Here is a 22,613-nt window from a genome sequence, read left to right as displayed (position 1 = left end):
ACATCCCCAGAACCGCCAAAACCCGATGAAACGCTATGTCTGGGCGGCGATCCTGGCTCGCAGGGCGTCGGCGTCGGCGCGTTCACTGCGCTGCTCGGTGGCGTACGCCAGGCGAACCGCCTCGTCCGCGCAGGACAACGCCTCCGCCGGTCGGCCGCAGGCGGCCAGCGCCTCCGCCAGCACGCTGGCCGCGATCACCTGGCTGCGCACGTCCTCGGCGGGCACGGTGACCGCCCGTCGGGCCCAGTCCAGCGCCTGCTCCCGCTGACCGTGGGCGAGCAGCGCCGACGCGTACCGGGCCATCGTCTGTCGACGGGAGAAGAGCAGCGAGGGCGCGTTCGCGGCGGTTGTCGCCACCGGAGCGAGCAGCCCGACCGCGGTCGCCGGGTCGCCGGCCGCCAGTCGGGCGGTGGCCAGCAGGACCCGCGGCGCGACCTGCGCCGGCGCCTGCGGGTTGTGCGGCTCGACAGCCGTGAGCACCCCGCGCGCCGCCTGCTCGGCGGTCTCCCAGTCGCCCATGTCCAGCGCCACGAAGCCGCGCAACGTGCCGGCCATGCCGGTGAGCAGCGGGTGCGAGGTGCGCTGCGCGCCCGCCAGGGCATCGGTCAGCAGGTCGGCCGCGTGTTCCGGCTCCCCCAGCCCACGCGCCACCACGGCCCGGACCACCAGCGCGAACCCGAGCCCCCAGTCGTCGGACGCGGCAGCGAACTCGCGGTACGCCCGGCGTGCCTCCTGGTCCGCCTCGGCCAGCTCACCCAACTCGGCCGTGGCGTACGCCGCGACCGCGCGCAAGGTGCCGACCGCCCACGCCTCGCCGACCCGCTCGCCGAAGGGCAGGAACGCCTGCGCCAACCGACACGCCTCCCCCAGCCGGCCGGCGAGCAGCCGGGCGAACGCGGTGGTGCCCCGCAGCCAGGCCCGCCCGTACGGGTCCTTCAGCTCGGCGAACAGCCGGGCGGCCCGGCCGAGCACCGCGTCGGTGCCGGCGAAGTCACCTCGGGTGGTGGTCACCCAGGCCAGGTTCTGCAACGACCAGGCCTGCCCGCGGCGGTCCTGCGCACCGAGGCTGACCTGGTACGCGGCGGCCAACCGGCTGCTCGCCTGACCCAACCGCCCACCCACGAAGTCGGCCATGCCGAGCCGACGCATCGCGGACGCGCGCAGCGTGGGCAGCCCGCCGTCCGTGGCCACCTGCAACGCCTCCTGCCAGGCGGTCACCGCTCGGCCCTGGTCACCGAGGGTCTGCTGGGCCTGCCCGGTGAGCAGCAGGGCGCTGGCCCGGGTGGCCTCGTCGCCGGCGTTCGCGGCGATCTTCTCGGCGTAGGCGAGCGCGTCGACGACCCGACCGATCTGGAGCAGCGCCCGGGCGTGCACCACCCGGTCGATCGCCGGCACCCCGTCGCGGGCCAGATCGTTGGCGCGTTCGGCGTACTCCACGGCGAGCGCCGGCTCACCGGCGGACAGCGACCGGCGGGCGGCCCGGCCGAGCGCGGCGACCCCGAGCGGGACCACGGCGCGGGCCGGGGCGTCCGGTCGCAGCTTCACCGCGTCGGCGAGCCGTGCGGCCCGCTCGACGTGCGTCGCGACGAAGTCGTCCCGGGCCTCGTCGGTGAAGCCGCCGGGGGTGGGCGCACCGGCGTCGCCGCCCGGTGCCGCCCAACGGGCCAGCGCGGCGTGCCGATCAGCCAGCTCCGCCTTGCTCACCCCCGCGTACGCGGCCTCCCGCATGAGCGGGGTGGCGAACGCGTAGCCGGTGCGGGTGCGGTGCAGCATGCGGCGTTGCAGCAACTCCTCCACGGCCCGGTCGAGCTCCACCGCGACCACGGCCGAGGGCCGCCCGTCGCGGCCGGCGCGCTGGTCGCGCAGCGCCTCCAGGGCGCCGTCCGGCACGGTGTCACCGACCACGGCGGCGTCCCGCAGGACCGAACGGGCACCCGGCGGCAGCGCGTCGATCCGGGCGGCGAGCACGGCCGCGAGGTCACGGGAGAGCAGTCGGCTGCCAAGCGAGCCGGGCACCAGCCGCCAGGTCGCCGGGTTGCCCTGATCCCGCTCGCCGAGGCCGGGCCGGGCACCTCGAGCGGGCTCGACAGTCGTGAGCGCGCCGCGTTCGATAAGTAGGGTGACCAGCTCGGCCAGGTAGAACGGGTTGCCCTGGGCGGTGGCGAGCAGCCGGTCGGCGTCGGCCGGCGGCAGCTTTCCGCCGCCGAGGTAGCTGGTGAGCAGCCGGGCCGCGTCGGCACCGCGCAGCGGCGGCAGGGAGTGCACCTCGGCGTCCGCGACGCGGGTCAGCGCACCGGCGGTACGGACCAGCTCGGGGCGGCCGAGCAGCAGCACGAGGACCGGGCCGGTGAGTCGGGACAGGGCCAGCCCGAGAGCGCCGATCGTCTCGGCGGTGGCGTCGTGCAGGTCGTCCACCACGATCACCAGCGGCGCCTCCGAGGCGAGCCCGCTGAGCAGGTCGGCGACCGCGTTCGGCACCGCCTCGGCGTCGGCGGCCGACGTGCCCGTGCTGCCCCACTCGCCGTTGTCGGTGCCGGCGTGCGCGGGGAGTTCGGCATAGCCGAGCAGAGCGAGCAGTTGGTCGGTGACGATCGGCGGTTGCTCGGCGCCGGCCCGGGCGAGCCGCTGGCCGAGCCGGCGCAGCCGCTCCTCGACCGCTGGCCGGGTCAACGCGGTGGCCGCGTCACTGGGCAGGCCGACAGCGGCGCGGACCAGGTCGGCCAGCGGAGCGAGCCGGCGTCGCTCACCGAAGGCGGCGCAGCGCACCGAGAGCACCCGGGCACCGGTGTGCGCCGCGTACCGGCCGGCGCCCACGTCGTATCCGGCGGCGAGGCGCTCGACCTCGGCGGCGAACCGGGACTTGCCGATGCCCGCCTCGGCGGTCATCAGCAGCACCCGAGGGTCACCCTGGTCGATCACCTCGGCGAGCCGGCCGGCGACCCGGCCGATCTCGGTCTCCCGGCCCACGTAGGGCGCCTCGTCGCCGAGACCCGACCGGGTGCCCGGCGCGTCCAGCAGACCCAGCAGCTCGTACGCCTCGACCGGCTCACGCTTGCCCTTGAGCCGCAGCGGGCGCAGCGCCCGCCAGGAGGCGACGTGCCGGGTGGCGGCGGCGGTGCGACCACCGGCGTAGACGGCGCCGACCGCGGCGGCGTCGGCCAGTCGGGCGGCGGTGTTCACCGTGTCGCCGATGACCGTGTACTCGATGGCGGCCTGGATGCCCGCGATGACGTCGCCGGTGTTCAGCCCGACCCGCAGCCCGAGCGGCGCGCCGCCACCCCGCTCGTCGTCGAGCACCCGGCGGACGGCCCGCTGCATGGACAGTGCGGCCCGGACGGCCCGCTCGGCGTCGTCCTCGTGCGCCACCGGAGCCCCGAAGACCGCCATGATCCCGTCGCCGGTCAGCTTGTCGACGTGCCCGCCGAAGGTCTTCACCGCTCCCGCGAGGGAGGCGAGCACCCGGTCGGTGACCGCTCCGACGCGTTCCGGGTCGAGATCCTCCGACCAGGAGGTGAATTCGGACAGGTCGCCGAAGAGCACGGTGACCACCCGGCGCTCGGCCGCCGGCAACGTGGCGGCGGCCGGCAGCGCGGCACCGCAGTTGTGGCAGAACCGCGCGCCGGGCACGGCGACGGTTCCGCACACGGGGCAGGTCACATGTGCTCCAACCCACTGACCCCGGGTGCGGATTCCCCGGTGTCGACACCCAGGTACTCCAGTTGGGCGCGGACCGACCAACCGGCTGCCCACCAGAGCGAGCGGTCCACGTCCGCGTAGACCACGGCGACCACGTCGTCGGGCGTGCGGGCGCCGGCGGCGACCGCCGCCCGGACCTGGTCGAGCCGGGCACGCCGGTGGGCGAGGTAGAAGTCGGCCGCGGCGCCGCAGTCGGCCAGCGCCGGGCCGTGCCCGGGCAGCGCCGTGATTCCCTGGTACGTCGACAGCAACTCCAGGCTGCCCAGGTAGTCGCCGAGGTGCCCGTCCGGGTGCGCCACCACGGTGGTGCCCCGGCCGAGGATGGTGTCGCCGGTGAGCACCACCCGCTCGTCGGCGTGCTCCACCAGGAAACAGATCGAGTCGGCGGTGTGCCCGGGGGTGCTCAGCAGGCGAATGTCGAGGCCGAAGCCGCCGAGGTGCTCGGCCGGCTCGGTGAGGGGCTCACCACCGATGGTGTGCCTCGGGTCGGCGGCCAGGACGTGTGCCCCACCGAGCAGTTCGCTGAGCCGGGCCGAGCCGTCGGTGTGGTCCGGGTGGCCGTGGGTGATCAGCACGAGCCCGATCGGCCCGTGCGCGGCGATCGCCGCCAGGTGCCCCTCGTCGGCCGGCCCGGGGTCGATCACCACTGCCGGCTCGCCCGGGGCCGCGCGCAGCACCCAGGTGTTGGTGCCGTCGAGGGTCATCGGGCCTGGATTCGGCGCACGCAGCAGCGTCACCCAGCCTGGCAGCTCAGCGGCGAGTGTCGCCGCCGGCGCCGTCACGTGACCACTCATGGCTGCGATCGTACGACCCCGCCCGCCACCCCCCGCGATCTTGCGCTTTCGGCCCCTGATTCGTCCCTGTTCAGGGCTTTGATCCGGGCGCAAAGTGCAAGATCGCGGGGTGCTGGGGTCGTGTCAGGCGACCTCGACGATCAGTTCGACCTCTACCGGGGCGTCGAGGGGGAGCTCAGCCACCCCTACGGCGCTGCGGGCGTGGCGGCCGGCCTCGCCGAAGACGGTGCCGAAGAGGTCAGAGGCGCCGTTGATCACGCCGGGCTGGCCGGTGAAGCCGGGCGCGGAGGCCACGAAACCGGTCACCTTGACCACCTTGACCACGTTCTCCAGGCCGACCAGCGAGTCGATCGCGGCCAGCGCGTTGAGCGCGCATCGCTGGGCCAGGTCCTTTGCCTGCTCGGCCGAGACCCCGGCACCGACCTTGCCGGTCGCCAGCAGCTTGCCGTCGGCGATCGGCAGCTGGCCGGAGACGTACACGTGCTGCCCGGACTGCACGGCCGGCACGTAGCTGGCCACCGGCGGCACCACCTCGGGCAGTTCGAGGCCCAGCTCGGCGAGCTTCGCGTGCGGACCGTTGCTCATGCCGTCACCCCTTTGCTCGCGACTGCGGGGCTCCGCTGCGCTGCACTCCTCACGCTCACGCCTTGGGCCGCTTCAGGTACGCCACCAGCTGGTCCGGGTTCGGGCCGGGGACCACGGCGACGAGCTCCCACCCGTCCTCACCCCAGTTGTCGAGGATCTGCTTGGTCGCGTGGACCAGCAGCGGGACCGTGGAGTATTCCCACTTCTGCATCGCTGGAAGGCTCCCTCTCGGTACGGACTTCGTCGAGGCACAGCCTACGGTCCGCTTGCCGAGCGAGGCGCGGGACGCTGCTCCGGCGTGGCTGGCAGCTCCCCACAGGGCCCCTCGTGTCCGTACCCCTGGGGGCAGCGCGACCGGTCGGGCAGCAGCAGGTCGCAGAAGACCCGGTACCGGTTGTTCTGGTCGTCGGCGTCCGACACGGTGGTCTCGCCGGCGTCCAGCTCCGGCAGGAACCCCAGGGACACCGCGACCCGACCGGCCAGCGCGGTCGCCGCCGCCAGGTCGGGGACTCGGATCGGCAGGTGGATGACGAAGCCCGGCTCGTCGTCGTCCCGCCGCTCGACGGATCGACTCGGCTCGCGGACCACCTCCGGCGGCTCCGGAACCCGGCGGTACGACCGCTCGTTGATCGGCAGGTTGCCGAGCGACCCACCGGCTGCCTCGCCCACCGACCCGGGCCGGCGCAGCCGGTCGTTTGTCGGAAACTGGGTGCGAGGGATGTTGTCCGCGTCGCGCATGCACTTCCTCCGGTCGAACCTCTCGGGTCACGCCTCCGGCCGGGCCATCCAGCGTCCGGCCCCCGCACCGGGACGAAGGTAGGTCTGCGGGGGCAGTCCCGCCAACAGGACGCGCACATCAACGCCCTAAAGTCACATATGCGACAGATCGCATGCGGGGAGCCAGCGGTGTCCGAAGCGGCAGTCCCGTCGACCGGATCCGTGACCCGCGCGGCGCGATATGGGCCATACCAACCGGGCGATCGACCGCTACCCTTCCCGTCGGACGGTCGCGAGCAGCGCCCGGCCGCCCGCTCGATCACGCTCGGCGCCCGGGATGGCGGCCGGGCATCGCACCCTCGGGGGAACGAGATGACCCAACCGCCCAGCGGCGACCAGACCGGCCCGCGCGCCCTCCCGGCGGCCCACCCGGATCCCGCCGGTCAACCCGGCGATCCCACCGTCCCCCCGCAGCCCGACGCACCGGCCGTTCCCGGTCAGCCGGCCATCGCCGCGCAGTCGGGGACGGCCGCGCAGCCCGGCCCGCTCGCTCTTCCGGCCCAGCCCACCCCGCCCACGCTCCCCGCGCAGGCGGGTCCTCCCACCCAGCCCGGCGCACCCGGCGACGCCCCGCACCCGCACCCCGGGGCTCCGGCGAGCGACCCATACTCCGGAGTTCCGGCCGGCGACCCATACTCCGGGGCTCCGGCGAGCGACCCGGCGGCCCAGGCACTCGGGGCCGGCACGACCCCGGCTCCGGCCACCTCCGAGCCGGGTGCGATCCCGCCAGCCCCGCCCGGCTACCCGCCGTACCAGGGCACCGCCGAGCCGAAGAAGAAGCGTGGCCTGCTGATCGCGGCCATCGCGCTCGTCGTGATCATGGTGCTCTGCGTGGGTGGCGGCGTGGTGGCGTTCCTGACCCTGCGCAACGCCGAGTCCGGTGAGGGCGCCAAGGAGCCGGCGGTCGCCGTCGACGAGTTCCTCACCGCGGTCTACAAGGATCGCAACGCCGACAAGGCGGCCAGCCACGTCTGTGCCGCCTCCCGCGACGACGACAAGATCGCCGCGAAGGTGGCTGAGGTGCAGAAGTACGCGGCCGAGTACCAGAACCCGCGCTTCAAGTGGACCACCCCCAAGGTCGACAACCAGACCGGGGACCGGGCGACGGTCTCCACCCGCGTCACCATGACCACCGCCGACGAGAAGGTGGCCGACCAGGACCTGCGCTTCACGGTGGTGCAGAAGACGGGTTGGTGGGTCTGCGAGGTCGCGTGACCCGCGACCCTGGATAGGCTCGACGGGTGCGAGCAGCTGAGCGGCCGTCCGACCCGGCCGGTACCGGATGGTCGGCCCGCCTCCACGTCGTGACCGGCAAGGGTGGCACCGGCAAGACCAGCGTGGCGGCGGCGCTTGCCATGGCGCTGGCCGCCGGCGGCCGGCGCACCCTGCTGGTGGAGGTCGAGGGGCGGCAGGGCATCGCCCAACTCTTCGGCATCGACCCGCTGCCGTACGAGGAGCGGCACCTCACCGACGCCCCGGGCGGCGGTGAGGTGCGGGCGCTCGCGGTGGACGCCGAGGAGGCCCTGCTCGAATACCTCGACATGTTCTACAAGCTGGGTGCGGCGGGACGGGCCCTGCGCAAGCTCGGCGCCATCGACTTCGCCACCACGATCGCCCCGGGTCTGCGGGACGTGCTGCTCACCGGCAAGGTGAAGGAGGCCACCACCCGCACGTCGGGGCAGCGACGCGTGTACGACGCGGTGGTGCTTGACGCACCGCCGACCGGGCGGATCGGTCGCTTCCTCAACGTCACGGCTGAGACGGCCCGGCTGGCCAAGGTCGGCCCGATCAAGACCCAGAGCGAGGGGGTCTCCGCGCTGCTGCGCTCCCCGATCACCGCGGTGCACGTGGTCACGCTGCTGGAGGAGATGCCGGTGCAGGAGACGGTGGACGCCATCGCCGACCTGACCTCCCTCGGCTTCGGGGTCGGCAAGGTGATCGTCAACGCCACCCGCCCGCCGCTGCCTGCCGGCCAGGCGGTCAGCCCGGCGGAGCTGAGGCGTGGGCTGGTCGCCGCCGGGCTGCCGGCCGACCGGGAGATCGTCGCCGGCCTGCACGGCGAGGCACGTGACCAGGTCATCCGGCGCGAGCTGGAGGATTCGCTGCGGGCCGAACTGGTGGAGCTGGGGCTGCCGATGGTCGAGTTGCCGCTGTTGCCCGAGGGGGTCGACCGGGCCGGACTCACCACCCTGGCACGGGCCCTCGTGCGGGCCGATTGACTCACACCTGATGTCGGCACAGGCGCACGGAACCAGCCGGCCCGATACGCTCGATTGGTGCCTTCCGAAGACGCGGCGCCGCAGCTGGACGTCGACCAGATCCTCGCCGACCCGGGCGTGCGGATCATCGTGTGCTGCGGTGCCGGCGGGGTGGGAAAGACGACCACGGCCGCGGCGCTGGCGCTGCGGGCCGCCGAGCACCACGGGCGGCGGACGGTGGTGCTCACCATCGACCCGGCCCGCCGGCTGGCCCAGTCGCTGGGCCTGACCGAGCTGGACAACACACCCCGTCAGGTCAAGGGGATCGACGTCGAGGCCAGCGGCGGTGAGCTGCACGCCATGATGCTGGACATGAAGCGCACCTTCGACGACGTGGTGCTGCAACACACCGATCCGACCAGGGCCGCGGAGATCTTCGCGAACCCGTTCTACCAGGCCATGAGCTCGACGTTCGCCGGCACACAGGAATACATGGCGATGGAGAAGCTGGGCCAGCTGCACGCCCGGGGCGAGTGGGACCTGATCGTGGTGGACACTCCGCCGTCCCGCTCGGCGTTGGATTTCCTGGACGCGCCGGCACGGCTCTCCCGCTTCCTCGACGGCCGGATGCTGCGACTGCTGCTGGCACCGGCGCGCAGCGGTGGGCGGAGCATGTTCAGCCTGGTCACGGCCTCCTTCGGGATGTTCTCGAAGGTGGTGCAGAAGGTTCTCGGCGCGCAACTGCTCACCGACCTGTCCGGCTTCGTGGCCGCACTGGACTCGATGTTCGGGGGCTTCCGGCAGCGGGCCGAGCAGACGTACCGCATCCTCCAGGCACGGGAGACGGCCTTCGTGCTGGTCGCGGCACCGGAGCCGGACGCGGTCCGGGAGGCCGCGTACTTCGCCGGTCGGCTGCGGGACGAGAAGATGCCGCTGGCCGGCCTGGTGCTCAACCGGGTGCACCGACCGGCGGTTCCGGAGTTGGACGCGGAGCAGAGCCGGGCCGCCGCGGAGCGGCTGACCGAGCTGGGTGGGCACGAGGCCACCGCCGAGGTGCTTCGCGCGCACGCCGCGCTGGCTCGTCAGGCGGTACGCGAGCAGCAGGTCGCCGCGCGGTTCACCGAGGCGTTCCCGGGCGTGCCGGCGGTGTCGGTGACGGCGCAGCCCGCCGACGTGCACGACGTCGACGGGCTACGGACGATCGGCGCGGCGATCAGCCGGCCGTGACGGGCGTCAGTTGGCCGCGCTGACGAGGATTTTGTCCTTGCCGGCCTTGTCCTTGCTGTTCTTCTTCATCGCCGCCTCGAACATCTTGCGCCAGCTCGTCACCTGCGGGTGACGACGCAGCAACGCTCGGCGTTCGCGTTCGGTCATGCCGCCCCACACACCGAACTCGATCCGGTTGTCCAGCGCGTCGGCCAGGCACTCGTACCGAACTGGGCAACTCCGGCAGATCCGCTTCGCCACATTCTGTTCGGCGCCCTGTACGAACAACGCGTCCGGGTCCCCGTTCTGACACGCCGCCAGCGACGGCCAGTCAGTGATCATGCCCATGTGTACACGTCCCCCCTTGCAGTACCTACCGACCTCGTTGCACGGCAGCCGGCAATTCCCCCCGATCGTTCGGCCTGCCTTCCCCAAGGCGGCACGAACGACATGTGGCGCTGTCGCCGCCATCATCATGCTCTGTAGTCGACCGATTACGCAACGTTGTCGACGAAATCCATCATTCCGGACACTCCCGGCTTCCCGGGCTTTCGACCGCCGGTTACCCCGCCGAGGTCCGTGAAAACGCTGCGCCGTTCCCTCCGATCGGAGGAGACTCACGCCAGGTCACACGCAACCTCGTACGGGGGGTCATGCGTTTAGCACAACGAGGGCAGCGCACGCAGGAAATGGGGAAAGAACGCCCCAGCGCCCCTCGTTCCCTACTCGCGTACCCTGTCGAGGTGACCTGGATGCGGAAACGTGACCACAATGTGCTGACCAACGCCGCATCGCTGCTCATCTGTGGCCTGTTGGCTGGCGTGGTGGTCGCTGCGGCGGCCTTCCCCGCGGTGGCGATGTCCGGCTTGGCCGCCAAGGCCGGTGCCGAGACCTTCGGTAATTTGCCCACGGAGCTGACGGTGGCCCGCGCGCCGCAGATCAGCTACCTGCTGGCCTCGGACGGCAAGACGCCGCTCGCGACGATGTACGACGAGAACCGGCGCGACGTGAAGCTCGCCGACATCTCCGAGCCCATGCAGAAGGCCATCATCGCGGCCGAGGACCACGACTTCTACAAGCACAACGGCGTCGACATCAACGGTGTCGCCCGCGCGTTCGTCAACAACCAGAACGAGAGCGCCGGGCGCCAGGGCGCCTCGACGCTGACCATGCAGTACGTCCGGCTGGCCATCGCCTACTCGGCCACCCACCCGGCCGACGTGGTCGCCGCGACCGAGGACACCAGCGCCCGCAAGCTCCGCGAGATGCGACTGGCCCTGCAGGTCGACAAGGAGTTCTCCAAGGACGAGATCCTGACCCGCTACCTCAACCTCGCCTCGTTCGGCAACGGCGCGTACGGCATCTACGCCGCCAGCCAGGTCTACTTCGGTAAGCCGCCGAGCAAGCTCAAGATCGAGGAAGCGGCGCTGCTGGCCGGCATGGTCAAGGCTCCGACGACGAACGACCCGACCACCAAGAGCGGCTACCCGCTCGCGTTGGACCGGCGCAACTACGTCATCGACAACATGGTCAAGACCAACGCCATCACGCAGCAGGAGGCCGACGCGGCCAAGGCGACCAAGCTGGTCGTAAAGGACCGGCGCACCCCGAACGGCTGCGTCGCCGCCAACGTCAACAGCTGGGGTTTCTTCTGCGACTACTTCTACCGCTGGTGGATGCAGCAGGAGACGTTCGGCTCGACGTCATACGACCGTGAGCGCCGGTTGAAGAGCGGCGGCTACACCATCATCACGTCGATCGACGTCCAGGCGCAGAAGGGCGCGGACAAGGCGGTCCGCAAGGCCAAGAGCGAGAACAGTAAGGAAGCCGCCATGGTCGCGGTGGTCGAGCCCGGCACCGGCCGGGTCCGGGCGCTCGCGGTCAACCGGCAGTTCAAGCTCGACGACCCGAAGAACCCGAAGAACAAGATCTCCAGCGATCCCGCGAAGAGCAAGAAGAAGATCCGGGGCAACTACCCGGCGACCGTCAACCCGCTGCTCACCGGCGGCGACGGCATCACCGGCTACCAGGCCGGCTCGACCTTCAAGATCTTCACCATCCTGGCCGCGCTGGAGAAGGGTGTCCCGCTCAGCTACCCGATCAACGCGCCGCAGCAGTTCAAGTCGGAGTACAAGATTCAGCCCGGCCCGGCCGCCTGCCCCGGCACCAACCTGTACTGCCCGACCAACTCCGGCATGAAGGCCGGCGGCATCCAGAACATGTGGAGCGCCTTCGCGCAGTCGGTCAACACCTACTTCGTCCCGCTCCAGCAGCAGGTCGGCGCGGAGAACGTGATCGACGCCGCCAAGCGGGCCGGCATCCAGTTCCGCACCTCGGAAGACCTCCGACTCAGCGGCACGAAGGAGGCCGCGCACCAGTGGGGCGCCTTCACCCTTGGTGTCTCGCAGACCACTCCGCTGGACCTGGCCAACGCGTACGCGACCCTCGCGGCGGACGGCAAGTACTGCGAGCCGATCCCGGTGCAGGAGATCCGCGACCCGGAGGGCAACAAGCTGGACATCGCCAACCCGCGCTGCGAGAAGCGGTTCAGCACCGACGTGGCCCGGGCCGCCGTCGACGCCGCCCGCTGCCCGGTCGGCGACAACTCCAGGACCAGCAAGTGCGGCGGCAGCCGCACCGCCGGCGTGGTGAAGGGCATCGTCGACGCGCCGGTGGCCGGCAAGTCGGGCACCACCGACTCGGAGAAGACCGCTGCCCTGGTCGCGATGACCAAGCAGTACGCGGTGGCCGGCATCATGGCCGACCCGGACTGGCCGCAGACCAACGTCAAGATGAAGCACAAGGAGCGGGACGGCATCAACCCGCCGGTGTACGAGACGCTGCGGGACGCCATGAAGGGCAAGCCTCGGATCAACTTCGAGCCTCCGGGCCAGAAGATCTCCGAGGGTGACCAGCGCAGCATCCCCGATGTGAAGTGCCAGTCGATCGAGACCGCCAAGTCCCGGCTCAAGGGCGCTGGCTTCGTGCCGATCGTCTCCGACGGGCGGGTGACCTCGACCTGCCCGGCGGGCACCGCCGCCGGCACCAGCCCGAACAACCGCCAGATCAAGGGCGGCGTGGTCTCCATCGACGTCAGCAACGGTGGCGGCACCACACCCGGCACCACCACGCCGGGGCAACCCGGTAACGGGCCGGGCAACGGGCCTGGTCGACCCGGCGGCGGCCGACCGGGCGGCTGAGTCGCTAGGTAAAGCACGCGAAACGGGCGGACACCCCTGGAGGGTGCCCGCCCGTTCGCCTGTTCTCGACTATCGCTGCGCGCCGACGCGCCCGGCCACGCTGCAATATTCGCCGGTCTGTCTGAGGCCGAGCTGGCGGGCTCGCGCTGGCCCGATTCGCCGGTCGGTCAGAGGCCGAGCTGGCGACGTACCTCGGCGGCAACCCGACCACCCTCGGCCTGGCCCGCCACCGCGGCCTGGGCCGCCTTCATCGCCGGGCCCATCTGGGCCTTGCCGGTGAAGCCGCCCGCGGCGAGCGCCCCCGACACCAACTCGGTCAGCTCGGCCTCCGAGAGCTGCCTGGGCAGGTAGCGGTCCAGCACCTCGCCCTCGGCGGTCTCCTTCGCGGCCTGCTCGGCGCGGCCCGCGTCGGCGAAGGCGGTGGCCGCCTCCCGGCGCTTCTTGGCCTCCTTGGTGAGAACAGCGAGCACCTCGTCGTCGGTGAGCTCGCGCTTGGCCTTGCCGGCGACCTCGGCGGTGCCCACGGCGGCCAGGGCCATCCGCAGCGTGGAGGTGGTCAGTTCGTCGCGCGCCTTGAGCGCGGAACGCATGTCAGCGGTGAGGCGGTCCTTCAGCGTGCTCATGGACGGTCAAACTACCCTGAACGCCATGCGAAAGCGCACACTATTCCGTCTCGCCGCCGGAACCGCCACGCTCGGCGCGGCCACGCTCGCCTACGCGTCGCTCATCGAGCGCAACATGTTCACCCTGCGACGGTACGACGTGCCGGTGCTGCCGGCCGACGCGGAGCCGCTACGCGTGCTGCACCTGTCGGACCTGCACATGATGCCCGACCAGGCACGCAAACAGCGCTGGGTGGCGTCACTGGCCGCCCTCGACCCCGACCTGGTGGTGGTGACCGGCGACAACATGGCGCACCCGGGGGCGGTGCCGGGTGTGCTGCGGGCCCTGCAGCCGCTGCTGGATTATCCGGGCGCGTTCGTGTTCGGCTCCAACGACTACACCGGCCCGGTGTTGAAGAACCCGTTCAGCTACTTCCTGCCCGACCGGGAGTACACCGAGGGCGTCGAGCTGCCCTACGAGGAGCTGCGCCAGGTGTTCACCGGCGCCGGCTGGGCGGACCTCAACAACGCCCGGACCACCCTCAAGGCCGGCGGTCGGCAGCTCGACCTGGTCGGCGTGGACGATCCCCACATCGGCCGGGACGACTACCCGTCGGTGGCCGGCGCGGTCTCGTCCTCGGCCGACCTGTCGATCGCGCTGACGCACTCCCCCGAGCCGCGGGTGCTCGACCAGATGGCCGCGGACCGCTTCGGGCTCCTGCTGGCCGGGCATACCCACGGCGGACAGGTCTGCGTGCCCGGGTACGGGGCGCTTGTGACCAACTGCGGCCTGCCCCGCTCGATGGCGCGCGGGCTGCACCGGTGGCCCGGCTCGGACTCCTGGCTGCACGTCTCCGCCGGCCTCGGCACCCACCCGACCGCCCCGATCCGCTTCGCCTGCCCCCCGGAGGCGAGCATCCTCACCCTGATCCCCCGCTGACCCTGGCTTCTCGTCCGTCTGCCTTTCAAGATCCGCACAACTTCCGGGAGCTTGTCTCATCCTGTTTGGGCTGGTGGGGGGTGGTTGACAGGTTTGGTGGTGTGGTTGGGGTGCTGGTGGGCAGGTGTGGATCTTTAGTGGTGATCATTTGTTGGGTTAGCGGTTGATTTCGGCGTTGGTGAGGACGAGTAGGGCGCGTAGCAGGGTGGTGGCGTGGTGGCGCCAGCCGTGGCGTAGTCGGGTGAGGATGCGCCAGTTTTTGAGGTGGGCGTGGGCGTGTTCGTTGGGTGCGCGTTCGCGGCTGAGCAGGGTGTTCACGGTGTGTTGGGCGGGGGTGAGTGGGTGGTGGCGGTTGCCGCGGTGTCCGGTGATGACGGTGGGGTTGTCGGGTTGGTCGTCGAGGCGGGTGTGGATGCGGTCGCAGATGATGGCGAGGTCGTGATGGCGGAGTCGGGCGGGTAGGCGCAGGCGTTTGGCTTGGGTGGCTTCGTGGGTGCGGGCGCCGGTGGCGGCGGAGATCCAGAGCAGCCGGCCGTGGTGGTTGGTGAGGGTGAGTACGCGTAGGTGGTGGGCTTTGTGTTTGCCGCACCACAGGCGTCGTTCGGCGTGACCGGCCGGTCGGTGCACGGGTAGGCAGGTGCCGTCGAACAGCAGTGGGTCCTCATCGTTGGTGTGGGCGGCGCGGGTGAGGACCCGGTCGAGGCGGGGGGCCATCGCGGCGAGGGTGGTGATGCTCTGCCGAACCCAGCGACGCACGCTGTGATGCGATACCCCGTAGGCGGCGGCGAGGTCGGCGGGACGTTGATCATGGCGGAGTACGGCCAGCACGATGAGGGCGACCTGCTCATCGGGCAGCTTGCGCCACCGTGAGCCCACACCGCGGCGATACTGATGGATCGCTTGGGTGATCAAGGCCAGCGACTTCGTCGACAAGGGCAGATGGACCTGGTAGACCAGAGCGTGGCCCTCGGTGGGCGTGTTGTCGTGTGTCACGACCTGCAACCCTCACCGAGGGCCCCGCTATGAACCACGCGCAACGCCGGACACGGTCAAACATCCACGAGGGCAGCTGATCACCGACGAAGATCACCACGCCCTGACCAGGGTCCCGACTCCATCACCCATCCTGTCAACACCACCCGACCAGCCCAAACAGGATGAGACAAGCTCCGGGATGTAGTGCCCTCCGGGCGCCGCGAGGCCACCCCGTGCTCAGCTGGTCGTAGCAATCGATCTTGTCGTTCGTTGTCCTCTTGGCGGGGCGAATCGCTGAGAGATCGGTGGGCACGTGGCGGGTCGTAGACCGTTGACGGTGGCGGATCGGGAAGAGATCACGCGGGGTATCGCTGAGGGGTTGTCGGGTCAGCAGATCGCGGTGGTGATCGGTCGGGATCCGAGTGTGGTGTCGCGGGAGATCAGCCGGGGTGGTGGGCGGGGGTTCTATCGGGCGTGGCGTTCGCAGCGGCAGGCGCAGCGGGCGCGGCGTCGGCCGAAGCCGTGCAAGCTGGAGTTGGACGCGCGGCTGCGGGAGGTGGTGGTGGCGTTGTTGGGTGAGGGCTGGTCGCCGGATCAGGTTGCTGGGCGGTTGCGGTTGGACTATCCCGACGACGAGGCGATGCGGGTGTCACACGAGGCGATTTACACGTGGATGTACGCGTTGCCGGTCGGGGAGTTGGCCCGGCAGCACCTGCGGTTACGCAGTGGCCGCAGAAACCGTCGTCCGGCGCGTTCGGCCGCGTCGCGGGCGCCGAAGATTCCCAACCCGACGTTCATCGATCAGCGGCCCGCCCAGGCCGAGGACCGGCGGATACCCGGGCACTGGGAAGGCGACCTGATCATCGGCAAGAACGGCGCCAGTGCCACCGCCACGCTGGTGGAGCGCACCTCCCGCTTCTTGATCCTGATCCCGCTGTCCGGCCGAGACAGCCCCACCGTCACCAGCGCCGTGGCCACCGGCATCGCCGGCTTACCCGACGCCCTGCGCCGCACCCTGACCTGGGACTGCGGCACCGAGATGGCCGAACACGCCGCCCTGAGCGTCGCCGCTGACATCGACGTCTACTTCGCCCACCCCCACAGCCCCTGGGAACGCGGCACCAACGAGAGCACCAACCGCTGGATCCGCGAATACCTCCCCCGCGGCACCGTCATCCCCAACGACCACCAGCACCTCAACGCCATCGCCGACCGACTCAACAACCGACCCCGCCGTATCCTCGCCTACAAGAAACCCAAAGAAGTCTTCGCCGAGCTGCTGACCAGCCAGATTGCTTCCACCAGCTGAGCACGGGCACTAGATCCCTGAAGTTGCGCGGATCTTGGCTGCTCCAGGCGGCGGGGGTACCGAGTTTGACCATCGGAGCGGGTGGGCTACTATTTGTCGGCACGCCTCGGGGTGTGGCGCAGCTTGGTAGCGCGCTTCGTTCGGGACGAAGAGGTCGTCGGTTCGAATCCGGCCACCCCGACCAGGTCAGAGGGCACATCCGATCCATGGATGTGCCCTCTAGTGCTTCCTGGATGACTATGCCTCGGCAGCCGGCGCGAACATGACCGCCGCGCCCTAAAGCAGCACCGGCCGCCCCCGAAAGGTTGCGGGCGCAGTTGACCAAGCCCAGCGCGGCTGTCCTGGTCAACCGCTGCAAGCCCTCACCATCGACCCGACCCAGCTGCACAACCGGAACACGCCACCGCCGCCGCCTTGGCGGGCCTCGCCCGCCGAGTCACCGCACTACCGGCGGAATCACCACCCTCGGCCGGCAACTGGCACCGCTGGTCCGCCGGGCCGTGCGTGACAGACCGGTCTGGGGACTTGGCTGGCACCGTCCGGCTAGAAGATCTCTAGTTGGCCAGGGCACGGCGTGGGTGGTTCTGGCGGGGGCAGGAGGTTCGTAGCTTCGGTCGTGAGGCGGTCGAGCGTGTCGAGGGGCATGGAGATGGCGAGGTGCCAGGTTTCGTCGTCTGGGCCGATCAGAGCTGTGAGGGTGTCGTCGATGATTGACCAGTGCACCGGCGTGCCAGCACCGTCTTCGCCGAGCTGCACCGAGCGCCGTGCGTTCCAGTCGGCCTTGCGGAGAGACCGTAGGCGAGCGAGCTCACTGAGGTGGATCCAGAAGTGGAACTCCCATGACGGTGGCCCCTGCAGCATCACCATCACGACAGCAGGGTCCTCACGGTTGTCGTCGATCACCACGTTGACCATTCGGGGATGGTCGCAGACCTGCTTCGGTGGGAGCGACGAGCGGCGTGGCGGCTCGGGCTTACGGGCCTTGAACCGGGCCATCTGCTTGATGGTGCGGGTGGTTTCGATGAGGAGTAGGCCGCCGCCCGCGCCCCCTCTTGATCAGAGCACCGAACACGCCGGCGCACACAACCGAGCAGACGCCCATGACCACCGCCGCGAACGGATCACTTTTCGGGCCTGACAAGAGACCCACCGATGCAATTCCTGACCCGATGGCAAAGATGGGCAATACCATGCGCGCCGCACGGCGGTGATGACGCCGGTTGTGCTCGGCGTTAATCCGACGTTCTTTGGGACTGAGCTTGCTCTCCCACGGGGTGTTGAAGGGCCAGTTGGCGACCCAGATTATTGCAGCCAACCCCGCAATAGGCACCAGCGCCGCAAGGATGGATTTGAAGGACACGGTCTACCTCCCAGAAGCAGGGCCCGGGCTCAGTGGCTAACCGGCTGACGACCGATACACACCGCCGGACGACCGTGGCGCTTGTGGACCTTTCCGCAGCTCAGCCAACAGATCGAATCCGGCCACCCCGACCAGAGGTACGAGGGCACACCCGATTCATGGATGCGCCCTCGTGTGCCTCTCGAGTGACCAACACCTCGGGCTCAGAGGGTTATTCGAACCGGTCGGCGAGCTTCGTCAGCCTGGCGACGTACGCCGTCCAGTCATAGCCGTCGGGGATGTTGGTGTTCTCCCGCCGCAGGCCGATCACCGTGTCGTGCTGCTCGCGCATGATGTCGGCGTGACCGGCGTGACGGGCGAGATCGCACGTCACGTGCATGATGATCCTGTGCAGCGTCACGGCCTGCGCACCTGGCCGCCACCACGTCACCTGCCCCGGCGCGTCGAGCGGTAGCTCTCGGATCGTCTGATCCGCGAACGCCCCGACACGGCGATACAGGTCGATCAGCCCGTCCTTCGTCTCGTCCTCCCGCGCGTACCAGTCTGCCTGCGGGTCCTCGTCGAACGCCTGCTCGGGAACCAGTTCCTCGGGCGTGGGGAATTCGCGCCCGAAGGTGGGCCCGAAGTACCCGGCTTCGACATTGAGGCAGTGCTTGATCACGCCCAGCAGATTGTTGCCGGTCGCGGTGCGGGGCAGTCTGGCTTCGCGTTCGCTCAGCCCGTCAAGCTTCCAGATCAGGTCTTCGCGAGTCCCCTGGAGGTAGTCGTGTAACGCGGTTTTCGCATCGCCCAGGTCAGCCATGCCGGCCAGTGTTCCCTATGCGCCGAGCCATTGTGGGGCACGGGCCGGTCAGTCGTGCCGTTCGGTACGCTCGATCTCGGCGAACGCGGCAGCCAGATGGTCGTCGAGCGGCCGACCCGCAGCCGACACCAGGTCGGCGATGAGCAGCGGAGCGTGTCGGGCAACCGCCGCCGGGCTGGGCGGATGGTCGTCGTCGCCCGGGTCGTACACGCCGAGCGCCCCGGCGAGAAGCACCAGCACCACATGCGGGTCGACGTCGGAACACCATTCGGCGGCCGAACGAACGCAGCGTTCCAGCACCTGGCGGACGTCGTCACCGTCCAGCCCGTCCGGGTGGGTCTCCTCCAGCAGCAACCGGACCGCGACGCCGAGCACCAGGCCGGACCGGTCGGCGCCGGTGAGCCGCGCAACCGCCGCCTCGTACGCCGTGGGGTCGCGCTGCTGCACGGCTGCGACGGCCTCCCCGGCCGCGTTGGCGATCTCACGGGCCGATGCGGGCAGATGCCGCCAGGTCACGCTCACCGGGCCAGCATGGCAGAGCACACCGACAGCCGCCGCGCGCCCCGGCCACGGAGGACGCTGACCTGTGCACGACAGTGCCGGCGCTGGGGGCTCGGCCACGCAGGCCGGTTAAACGGTTCGCACTCCGTCGTACCCAGCGCACAGAATGCCGGACATGCTGCGCCGCTCCCTGCCCCGCCGTCCGGAAGCCCGCCGACTCCTCATCGGCACTCTGCTGTCGGCGATCGGGCGGGGCATGACCCTGCCGTTCCTGTTCATCTACCTGACCGACGTACGCGGACTCACCGACACCCGCGCCGGTCTGGTGATCGGCTGGTACGGCGTCGTCACCCTGGCCCTGTCTCCGCTGGGCGGAACGCTGATCGACCGGTTCGGCGCCCGCCGGGTGGTGATTCCCTGCCTGCTGATCGAGGCGGTCGGCACCGGCTCGCTCGCGCTGGTCCACTCGACCGGCTCGGCCCTGCTGGTGATGACGGTGATCGCCGTCGGCAGCTCGGCGATCTGGTCCGGGCAGAACACGATCCTCGCCTCGCTGACCGAAGACGACGAGCGGCAACGCGTCTTCGGGTTGAACTTCGCCCTGCTCAACCTCGGCATCGGCATCGGCGGCATGACCTCCGGCGCGATCGTCGACACGGCGCGACCGGTCACCTTCCAGACGCTCTACCTGCTGGACGCGGTGAGCTACCTGATGCCGGCAGTGATCCTGTTGACCCTGCCGGGCGTTGGCCACCGACTCGTCCACCGTTCGACCGGCGAGGGGCCGTCGTCGGGCGGCGGCTACCTCACCGTGCTCCGCGACCGCCCGTTCCGCCGGCTCGTGATCTTCGGCCTGGTCCTGACCACCTGCGGGTACGCCCAGGTCGAGGTGGGCTTCGCCGCATTCGCCGTACGGGTCGCCGAGGTGAGCCCGCGGGTGGTGGCCTGGGCGCTCGCGGCCAACACCGTGATGATCGTGCTCGCCCAACTCCTGGTGATCCGCCGGATCGAGGGGCGCAGCCGTACCGGCGCACTTGCCCTGGTGGGCGCGGTGTTCGCCACCGCCTGGTTGGTCCTCGGCGTCGCCGGCGTGGTCAGCACCGGCAATGCCCTGGTGGCAGCCCTGTGCGTGGTGGCCTGCTCGGCGATCTTCGGCTTCGGCGAGACGATGCTGTCGCCGGTGATGCCGGCGCTGACCAACGCGCTGGCCACCGACGAGCTACGCGGCCGGTACAACGCCATGAGCTCGATGATCTTCGGCATCAGTGGGGTGATCGGCCCGGTGACCGCCGGCCCACTCATCGAACTGGCGAACGGCATGGTCTGGGTGGCGGTGGTGGTCGGCGGCTGCCTGGTCGCCTCGGTCATCGCGCTCTCCCTGCGCCGGTTGCTCACCGCCGATCAGGACGGCCGCGCAACGACGACCCCGACCACCCCCGACCCAGCCCTGGCCTCCGCCTGACGCTGCGCAACCCAGCCCCGCCGCGCACCCCCCGCGACGCATCGCACCGCCCCGCCCCACACCGCATCGCCTCGACGCCTCGACGCCTCGACGCTCGCAAGATCGTGCTCGATCCTGGTTGTAGTGGCCTTCCTCCCCGCCGGAGGCCACTACTTCCATGTTCGAGCACGATCTTGCGCGGGACAGGCGGCAAGACCCGCGCACGCCGCAAGGCCTACGCAACGGCAAGGCCCGCGACAGGCGGCAAGGCCCGCGCAACGGCAAGGCCCGCGCAACGGCAAGGCCCGCGCAACGGCAAGGCCCCGGAGCGGATGCTCCGGGGCCCGGTCGTCGCGGGGTCGGCCGTCAGGCGGCGGGGACCTCGGCGGTGGTGCGGATACGGTCCAGCGTCGGGGCGGAGACCGGCGACTGCGCGGTCAGGTACGCCACGAACGCGTCCAGGTCGATCTGGCCGGTGACCAGGTTCGTGCCGCCGGTGAGGGCGCTGAACCCGTCGCCGCCGCCGGCGAGGAAGTTGTTCACCGTCACCCGGTAGGTGGCGGCGGTGTCGACGGCGGTGCCGCCGAGGGTGAGGCTGCCCCGGACGACGCGGGTGCCGGCGCACGGGTCGGTGGCGGTGCCGGTGGTGCCGGCCGGGTCGACCACGTAGCCGACGGTCGACGACGGGTACAGCGTCCGGCCGGTGACGAACTGCTGCTCCAGGACGCAGTAGAGCTGTGCTCCGGTCAGGTCCAGTGTCACCAGGTTGTTGGCGAACGGCTGCACCGTGAACGCCTCCTCGTAGGTGACCGGGCCGGCGTCGAGGTCGGCCCGGACGCCGCCCGGGTTCATGAAGGCGGCGACGGCATTCTGTTCGTCGTCGGTGGCGGCGAGTTGCGCGTCGGCGATCAGGTTGCCCAGCGGGGACTCGCCCATGGCCGTACCGAAGAGGGTTTCCTGGCTCCGGGTGATGGCCTGGGTGGTCTCGCCGACCTGGCGGCCGGCGACCGGGCCGAGCACCGTCTTGTAGCGGTTGATCAGCGCGGTCTGCTTCGGGTCCTTGGCGACGTCCCGGCTGACCACCACGTTCTCGGCGGCCGCGGAGATGATGTCACCGGAGTGACGATCGATCTTCAGGTCGATGTTGGTGACCAGGCGACCGAACGAGCTGGCACTGGTGACCAGCTTGCCGTTGATGTCGCAGTTGTACGCCTGGTGGGTGTGGCCACTGACCACCACGTCGATCGACGGGTCCATCCGGTTGGCGATGTCCACGATGGGCCCGGTCATGCCGACGCAGTCGTTGATGCCACCGGTGGCGGCCTGGGTGCCGCCCTCGTGCAGCAGCACGACGATCGCTTCCACGCCCTTGCGCCGCAGCTCGCGGGCGTACCGGTTGGCGGTGTCGGCCTCGTCGGTGAAGGTGAGGCCGGCGACGCCCTGCTGGCTCACGATCTCCGGGGTGCCCTCCAGGGTCATCCCGATGAAGCCGACCTTGACGCCCTGCACCTTGTGGATCGCGTACGGCGCCATCAGCGGCTTGCCGGTGGCGGTCTTGAAGGCGTTGGCGGACAGGTACTTGAAGCCGGCGCCCCGGTACGGGGTGCCGTCGCCGCAGCCGTCCACCGGGTGGCAGCCGCCGTTCTGGATCCGCAGCAGCTCGGCGGCGCCCTCGTCGAACTCGTGGTTGCCGACGCTGGCGTAGTCCAGCCCGGCCATGCTCAGCGCCTCGATGGTCGGCTCGTCGTGGAACGCGGCGGAGAGCAGCGGGGACGCACCGATCAGGTCACCGGCGGCGACGGTGATGGTGTTCTTCTTCTTGGCGGCGGCACGCAGCTCGGCCAGGTGGGTCGCGAGGTATTCGACGCCGCCAGCGGTCTGCCCGGCGATGGTGCCGCTGGACCCGCTCGGCGGTTCGAGGTTGCCGTGGAAGTCGTTGAGGGCCAGCAGGGTGACGTCGACCGGCTTCGGTCGGGCATCCGCCTGCTCGGGGGTGGTGGCGACGGCGCCGAGCGCTGCCACCGCGAGCGCGGTCAGGCCGACAGCGGCCCGACGCATCCCGGGTATGGACATGAGACTCCTCGTGAGAATCGGCGTGTGCGGCGTCCGGACTGTGGGTCGACCGGGCCGCCGACCGACGCCGTCGGAAGTGTCGATCGTGGATGGCGGCGGTTGGGGGTCGCCGCCCTCGGACAGCCTCTCATCCGAACGCCGACCGGTCGAGCCG

19 protein-coding genes, 1 tRNA gene and 1 pseudogene are annotated in these 22,613 nt (G+C 70.7%); 8 read left to right on the top strand and 13 right to left on the bottom strand.

What is annotated here, in order from left to right:
* Nucleotides 1–33: 33 nt before the first annotated feature.
* The 5 genes from ABZ780_RS18055 to ABZ780_RS18035 form a co-directional block, all read right to left on the bottom strand.
* Nucleotides 34–3,657: an adenylate/guanylate cyclase domain-containing protein gene (locus ABZ780_RS18055; protein WP_357486703.1), complete on the bottom strand. Its 3,624-nt coding sequence runs from the start codon at nt 3,655–3,657 to the stop codon at nt 34–36.
* Nucleotides 3,654–4,490: an MBL fold metallo-hydrolase gene (locus tag ABZ780_RS18050; RefSeq protein WP_357486702.1), complete on the bottom strand. Its 837-nt coding sequence runs from the start codon at nt 4,488–4,490 to the stop codon at nt 3,654–3,656. Before ABZ780_RS18050 ends, ABZ780_RS18055 begins: the two co-directional genes overlap by 4 nt.
* Nucleotides 4,491–4,613: 123 nt before the next feature.
* Nucleotides 4,614–5,075: a RidA family protein gene (locus ABZ780_RS18045; protein ID WP_357009754.1), complete on the bottom strand. Its 462-nt coding sequence runs from the start codon at nt 5,073–5,075 to the stop codon at nt 4,614–4,616.
* A gap of 55 nt (nt 5,076–5,130) precedes the next feature.
* On the bottom strand, nt 5,131–5,286 hold the full coding sequence (locus ABZ780_RS18040; RefSeq protein WP_007466198.1) for a DUF4177 domain-containing protein: 156 nt from the start codon (nt 5,284–5,286) through the stop codon (nt 5,131–5,133).
* A gap of 44 nt (nt 5,287–5,330) precedes the next feature.
* Nucleotides 5,331–5,813 carry a hypothetical protein gene (locus tag ABZ780_RS18035; RefSeq protein WP_357009752.1) on the bottom strand — a complete coding sequence of 161 codons (483 nt, stop codon included), beginning with the start codon at nt 5,811–5,813 and terminating at the stop codon, nt 5,331–5,333.
* A 636-nt stretch (nt 5,814–6,449) separates the two neighbouring features.
* Between ABZ780_RS18035 and ABZ780_RS18030 the strand changes: the two are divergent.
* From ABZ780_RS18030 to ABZ780_RS18020, 3 genes and pseudogenes are all read left to right on the top strand, one after another.
* A pseudogene (locus ABZ780_RS18030) lies at nt 6,450–7,067 on the top strand (hypothetical protein); the annotation flags it as partial.
* Between the two features lie 26 nt (nt 7,068–7,093).
* On the top strand, nt 7,094–8,071 hold the full coding sequence (locus tag ABZ780_RS18025) for an ArsA-related P-loop ATPase (protein WP_357009749.1): 978 nt from the start codon (nt 7,094–7,096) through the stop codon (nt 8,069–8,071).
* Between the two features lie 54 nt (nt 8,072–8,125).
* Complete coding sequence (locus tag ABZ780_RS18020; protein ID WP_357009746.1) at nt 8,126–9,277, top strand: ArsA-related P-loop ATPase; 1,152 nt, start codon at nt 8,126–8,128, stop codon at nt 9,275–9,277.
* A gap of 6 nt (nt 9,278–9,283) precedes the next feature.
* Here ABZ780_RS18020 and ABZ780_RS18015 read toward each other — a convergent pair whose 3' ends face one another.
* Nucleotides 9,284–9,604 (bottom strand): WhiB family transcriptional regulator, encoded by a 321-nt coding sequence (locus ABZ780_RS18015; protein ID WP_030328078.1) that lies wholly within the window; start codon nt 9,602–9,604, stop codon nt 9,284–9,286.
* A gap of 404 nt (nt 9,605–10,008) precedes the next feature.
* Between ABZ780_RS18015 and ABZ780_RS18010 the strand changes: the two genes are divergently transcribed.
* The gene (locus ABZ780_RS18010) at nt 10,009–12,456 is read left to right on the top strand and encodes a transglycosylase domain-containing protein (RefSeq protein WP_357009743.1); all 2,448 of its coding nucleotides are present in this window, start codon (nt 10,009–10,011) and stop codon (nt 12,454–12,456) included.
* 167 nt (nt 12,457–12,623) lie between these two features.
* On the opposite strand, the gene ABZ780_RS18005 is transcribed toward ABZ780_RS18010, so the two are convergent.
* Entirely contained in the window at nt 12,624–13,079 is a 456-nt protein-coding gene (locus ABZ780_RS18005) for a GatB/YqeY domain-containing protein (RefSeq protein WP_357009741.1), read from the bottom strand.
* Nucleotides 13,080–13,104: 25 nt separating this feature from the next.
* Between ABZ780_RS18005 and ABZ780_RS18000 the strand changes: the two genes are divergently transcribed.
* The gene (locus tag ABZ780_RS18000) at nt 13,105–13,998 is read left to right on the top strand and encodes a metallophosphoesterase (RefSeq protein ID WP_357009739.1); all 894 of its coding nucleotides are present in this window, start codon (nt 13,105–13,107) and stop codon (nt 13,996–13,998) included.
* A 156-nt stretch (nt 13,999–14,154) separates the two neighbouring features.
* On the opposite strand, the gene ABZ780_RS17995 is transcribed toward ABZ780_RS18000, so the two are convergent.
* Nucleotides 14,155–14,991 carry a transposase family protein gene (locus tag ABZ780_RS17995; RefSeq protein ID WP_357009737.1) on the bottom strand — a complete coding sequence of 279 codons (837 nt, stop codon included), beginning with the start codon at nt 14,989–14,991 and terminating at the stop codon, nt 14,155–14,157.
* Nucleotides 14,992–15,310: 319 nt separating this feature from the next.
* On the opposite strand from ABZ780_RS17995, the gene ABZ780_RS17990 reads away from it, so the two are divergent.
* Nucleotides 15,311–16,282 (top strand): IS30 family transposase, encoded by a 972-nt coding sequence (locus ABZ780_RS17990; protein ID WP_357009735.1) that lies wholly within the window; start codon nt 15,311–15,313, stop codon nt 16,280–16,282.
* 107 nt (nt 16,283–16,389) lie between these two features.
* Nucleotides 16,390–16,466: transfer RNA gene (locus ABZ780_RS17985), tRNA-Pro, on the top strand.
* A gap of 359 nt (nt 16,467–16,825) precedes the next feature.
* On the opposite strand, the gene ABZ780_RS17980 is transcribed toward ABZ780_RS17985, so the two are convergent.
* From ABZ780_RS17980 to ABZ780_RS17965, 4 genes are all read right to left on the bottom strand, one after another.
* Nucleotides 16,826–17,278 (bottom strand): hypothetical protein, encoded by a 453-nt coding sequence (locus tag ABZ780_RS17980; RefSeq protein ID WP_357009733.1) that lies wholly within the window; start codon nt 17,276–17,278, stop codon nt 16,826–16,828.
* Nucleotides 17,256–17,642 carry a hypothetical protein gene (locus ABZ780_RS17975; RefSeq protein ID WP_357009731.1) on the bottom strand — a complete coding sequence of 129 codons (387 nt, stop codon included), beginning with the start codon at nt 17,640–17,642 and terminating at the stop codon, nt 17,256–17,258. Before ABZ780_RS17975 ends, ABZ780_RS17980 begins: the two co-directional genes overlap by 23 nt.
* A gap of 211 nt (nt 17,643–17,853) precedes the next feature.
* Nucleotides 17,854–18,444, bottom strand: coding sequence for a DinB family protein (locus tag ABZ780_RS17970; protein WP_357009728.1), 591 nt, complete (start codon nt 18,442–18,444; stop codon nt 17,854–17,856).
* Nucleotides 18,445–18,492: 48 nt separating this feature from the next.
* Nucleotides 18,493–18,966 (bottom strand): hypothetical protein, encoded by a 474-nt coding sequence (locus tag ABZ780_RS17965; RefSeq protein ID WP_357009724.1) that lies wholly within the window; start codon nt 18,964–18,966, stop codon nt 18,493–18,495.
* A 154-nt stretch (nt 18,967–19,120) separates the two neighbouring features.
* On the opposite strand from ABZ780_RS17965, the gene ABZ780_RS17960 reads away from it, so the two are divergent.
* Nucleotides 19,121–20,407, top strand: a complete 1,287-nt coding sequence (locus ABZ780_RS17960) for an MFS transporter (protein ID WP_357009721.1) — start codon at nt 19,121–19,123, stop codon at nt 20,405–20,407.
* Between the two features lie 345 nt (nt 20,408–20,752).
* On the opposite strand, the gene ABZ780_RS17955 is transcribed toward ABZ780_RS17960, so the two are convergent.
* Nucleotides 20,753–22,459: a bifunctional metallophosphatase/5'-nucleotidase gene (locus ABZ780_RS17955; RefSeq protein WP_357009719.1), complete on the bottom strand. Its 1,707-nt coding sequence runs from the start codon at nt 22,457–22,459 to the stop codon at nt 20,753–20,755.
* Nucleotides 22,460–22,613: the final 154 nt, after the last annotated feature.

Source organism: Micromonospora sp. NPDC047467, from assembly GCF_040643095.1.
Classification (GTDB): domain Bacteria; phylum Actinomycetota; class Actinomycetes; order Mycobacteriales; family Micromonosporaceae; genus Micromonospora.
Note: the sequence above shows the minus strand (reverse complement) of the source record. Positions and strands in the feature narration are given on the sequence as shown.

Excerpts from the sequence above, each read along its gene's own strand:
- ABZ780_RS18050 (WP_357486702.1), bottom strand. The coding sequence starts at position 4,490 with ATGAGTGGTCACGTGACGGCGCCGGCGGCGACACTCGCCGCTGAGCTG.
- ABZ780_RS18045 (WP_357009754.1), bottom strand. The coding sequence starts at position 5,075 with ATGAGCAACGGTCCGCACGCGAAGCTCGCCGAGCTGGGCCTCGAACTG.
- ABZ780_RS18040 (WP_007466198.1), bottom strand. The coding sequence starts at position 5,286 with ATGCAGAAGTGGGAATACTCCACGGTCCCGCTGCTGGTCCACGCGACC.
- ABZ780_RS18035 (WP_357009752.1), bottom strand. The coding sequence starts at position 5,813 with ATGCGCGACGCGGACAACATCCCTCGCACCCAGTTTCCGACAAACGAC.
- ABZ780_RS18015 (WP_030328078.1), bottom strand. The coding sequence starts at position 9,604 with ATGGGCATGATCACTGACTGGCCGTCGCTGGCGGCGTGTCAGAACGGG.
- ABZ780_RS18010 (WP_357009743.1), top strand. The coding sequence starts at position 10,009 with ATGCGGAAACGTGACCACAATGTGCTGACCAACGCCGCATCGCTGCTC.
- ABZ780_RS18005 (WP_357009741.1), bottom strand. The coding sequence starts at position 13,079 with ATGAGCACGCTGAAGGACCGCCTCACCGCTGACATGCGTTCCGCGCTC.
- ABZ780_RS18000 (WP_357009739.1), top strand. The coding sequence starts at position 13,105 with ATGCGAAAGCGCACACTATTCCGTCTCGCCGCCGGAACCGCCACGCTC.
- ABZ780_RS17980 (WP_357009733.1), bottom strand. The coding sequence starts at position 17,278 with ATGGCCCGGTTCAAGGCCCGTAAGCCCGAGCCGCCACGCCGCTCGTCG.
- ABZ780_RS17970 (WP_357009728.1), bottom strand. The coding sequence starts at position 18,444 with ATGGCTGACCTGGGCGATGCGAAAACCGCGTTACACGACTACCTCCAG.
- ABZ780_RS17960 (WP_357009721.1), top strand. The coding sequence starts at position 19,121 with ATGCTGCGCCGCTCCCTGCCCCGCCGTCCGGAAGCCCGCCGACTCCTC.
- ABZ780_RS17955 (WP_357009719.1), bottom strand. The coding sequence starts at position 22,459 with ATGTCCATACCCGGGATGCGTCGGGCCGCTGTCGGCCTGACCGCGCTC.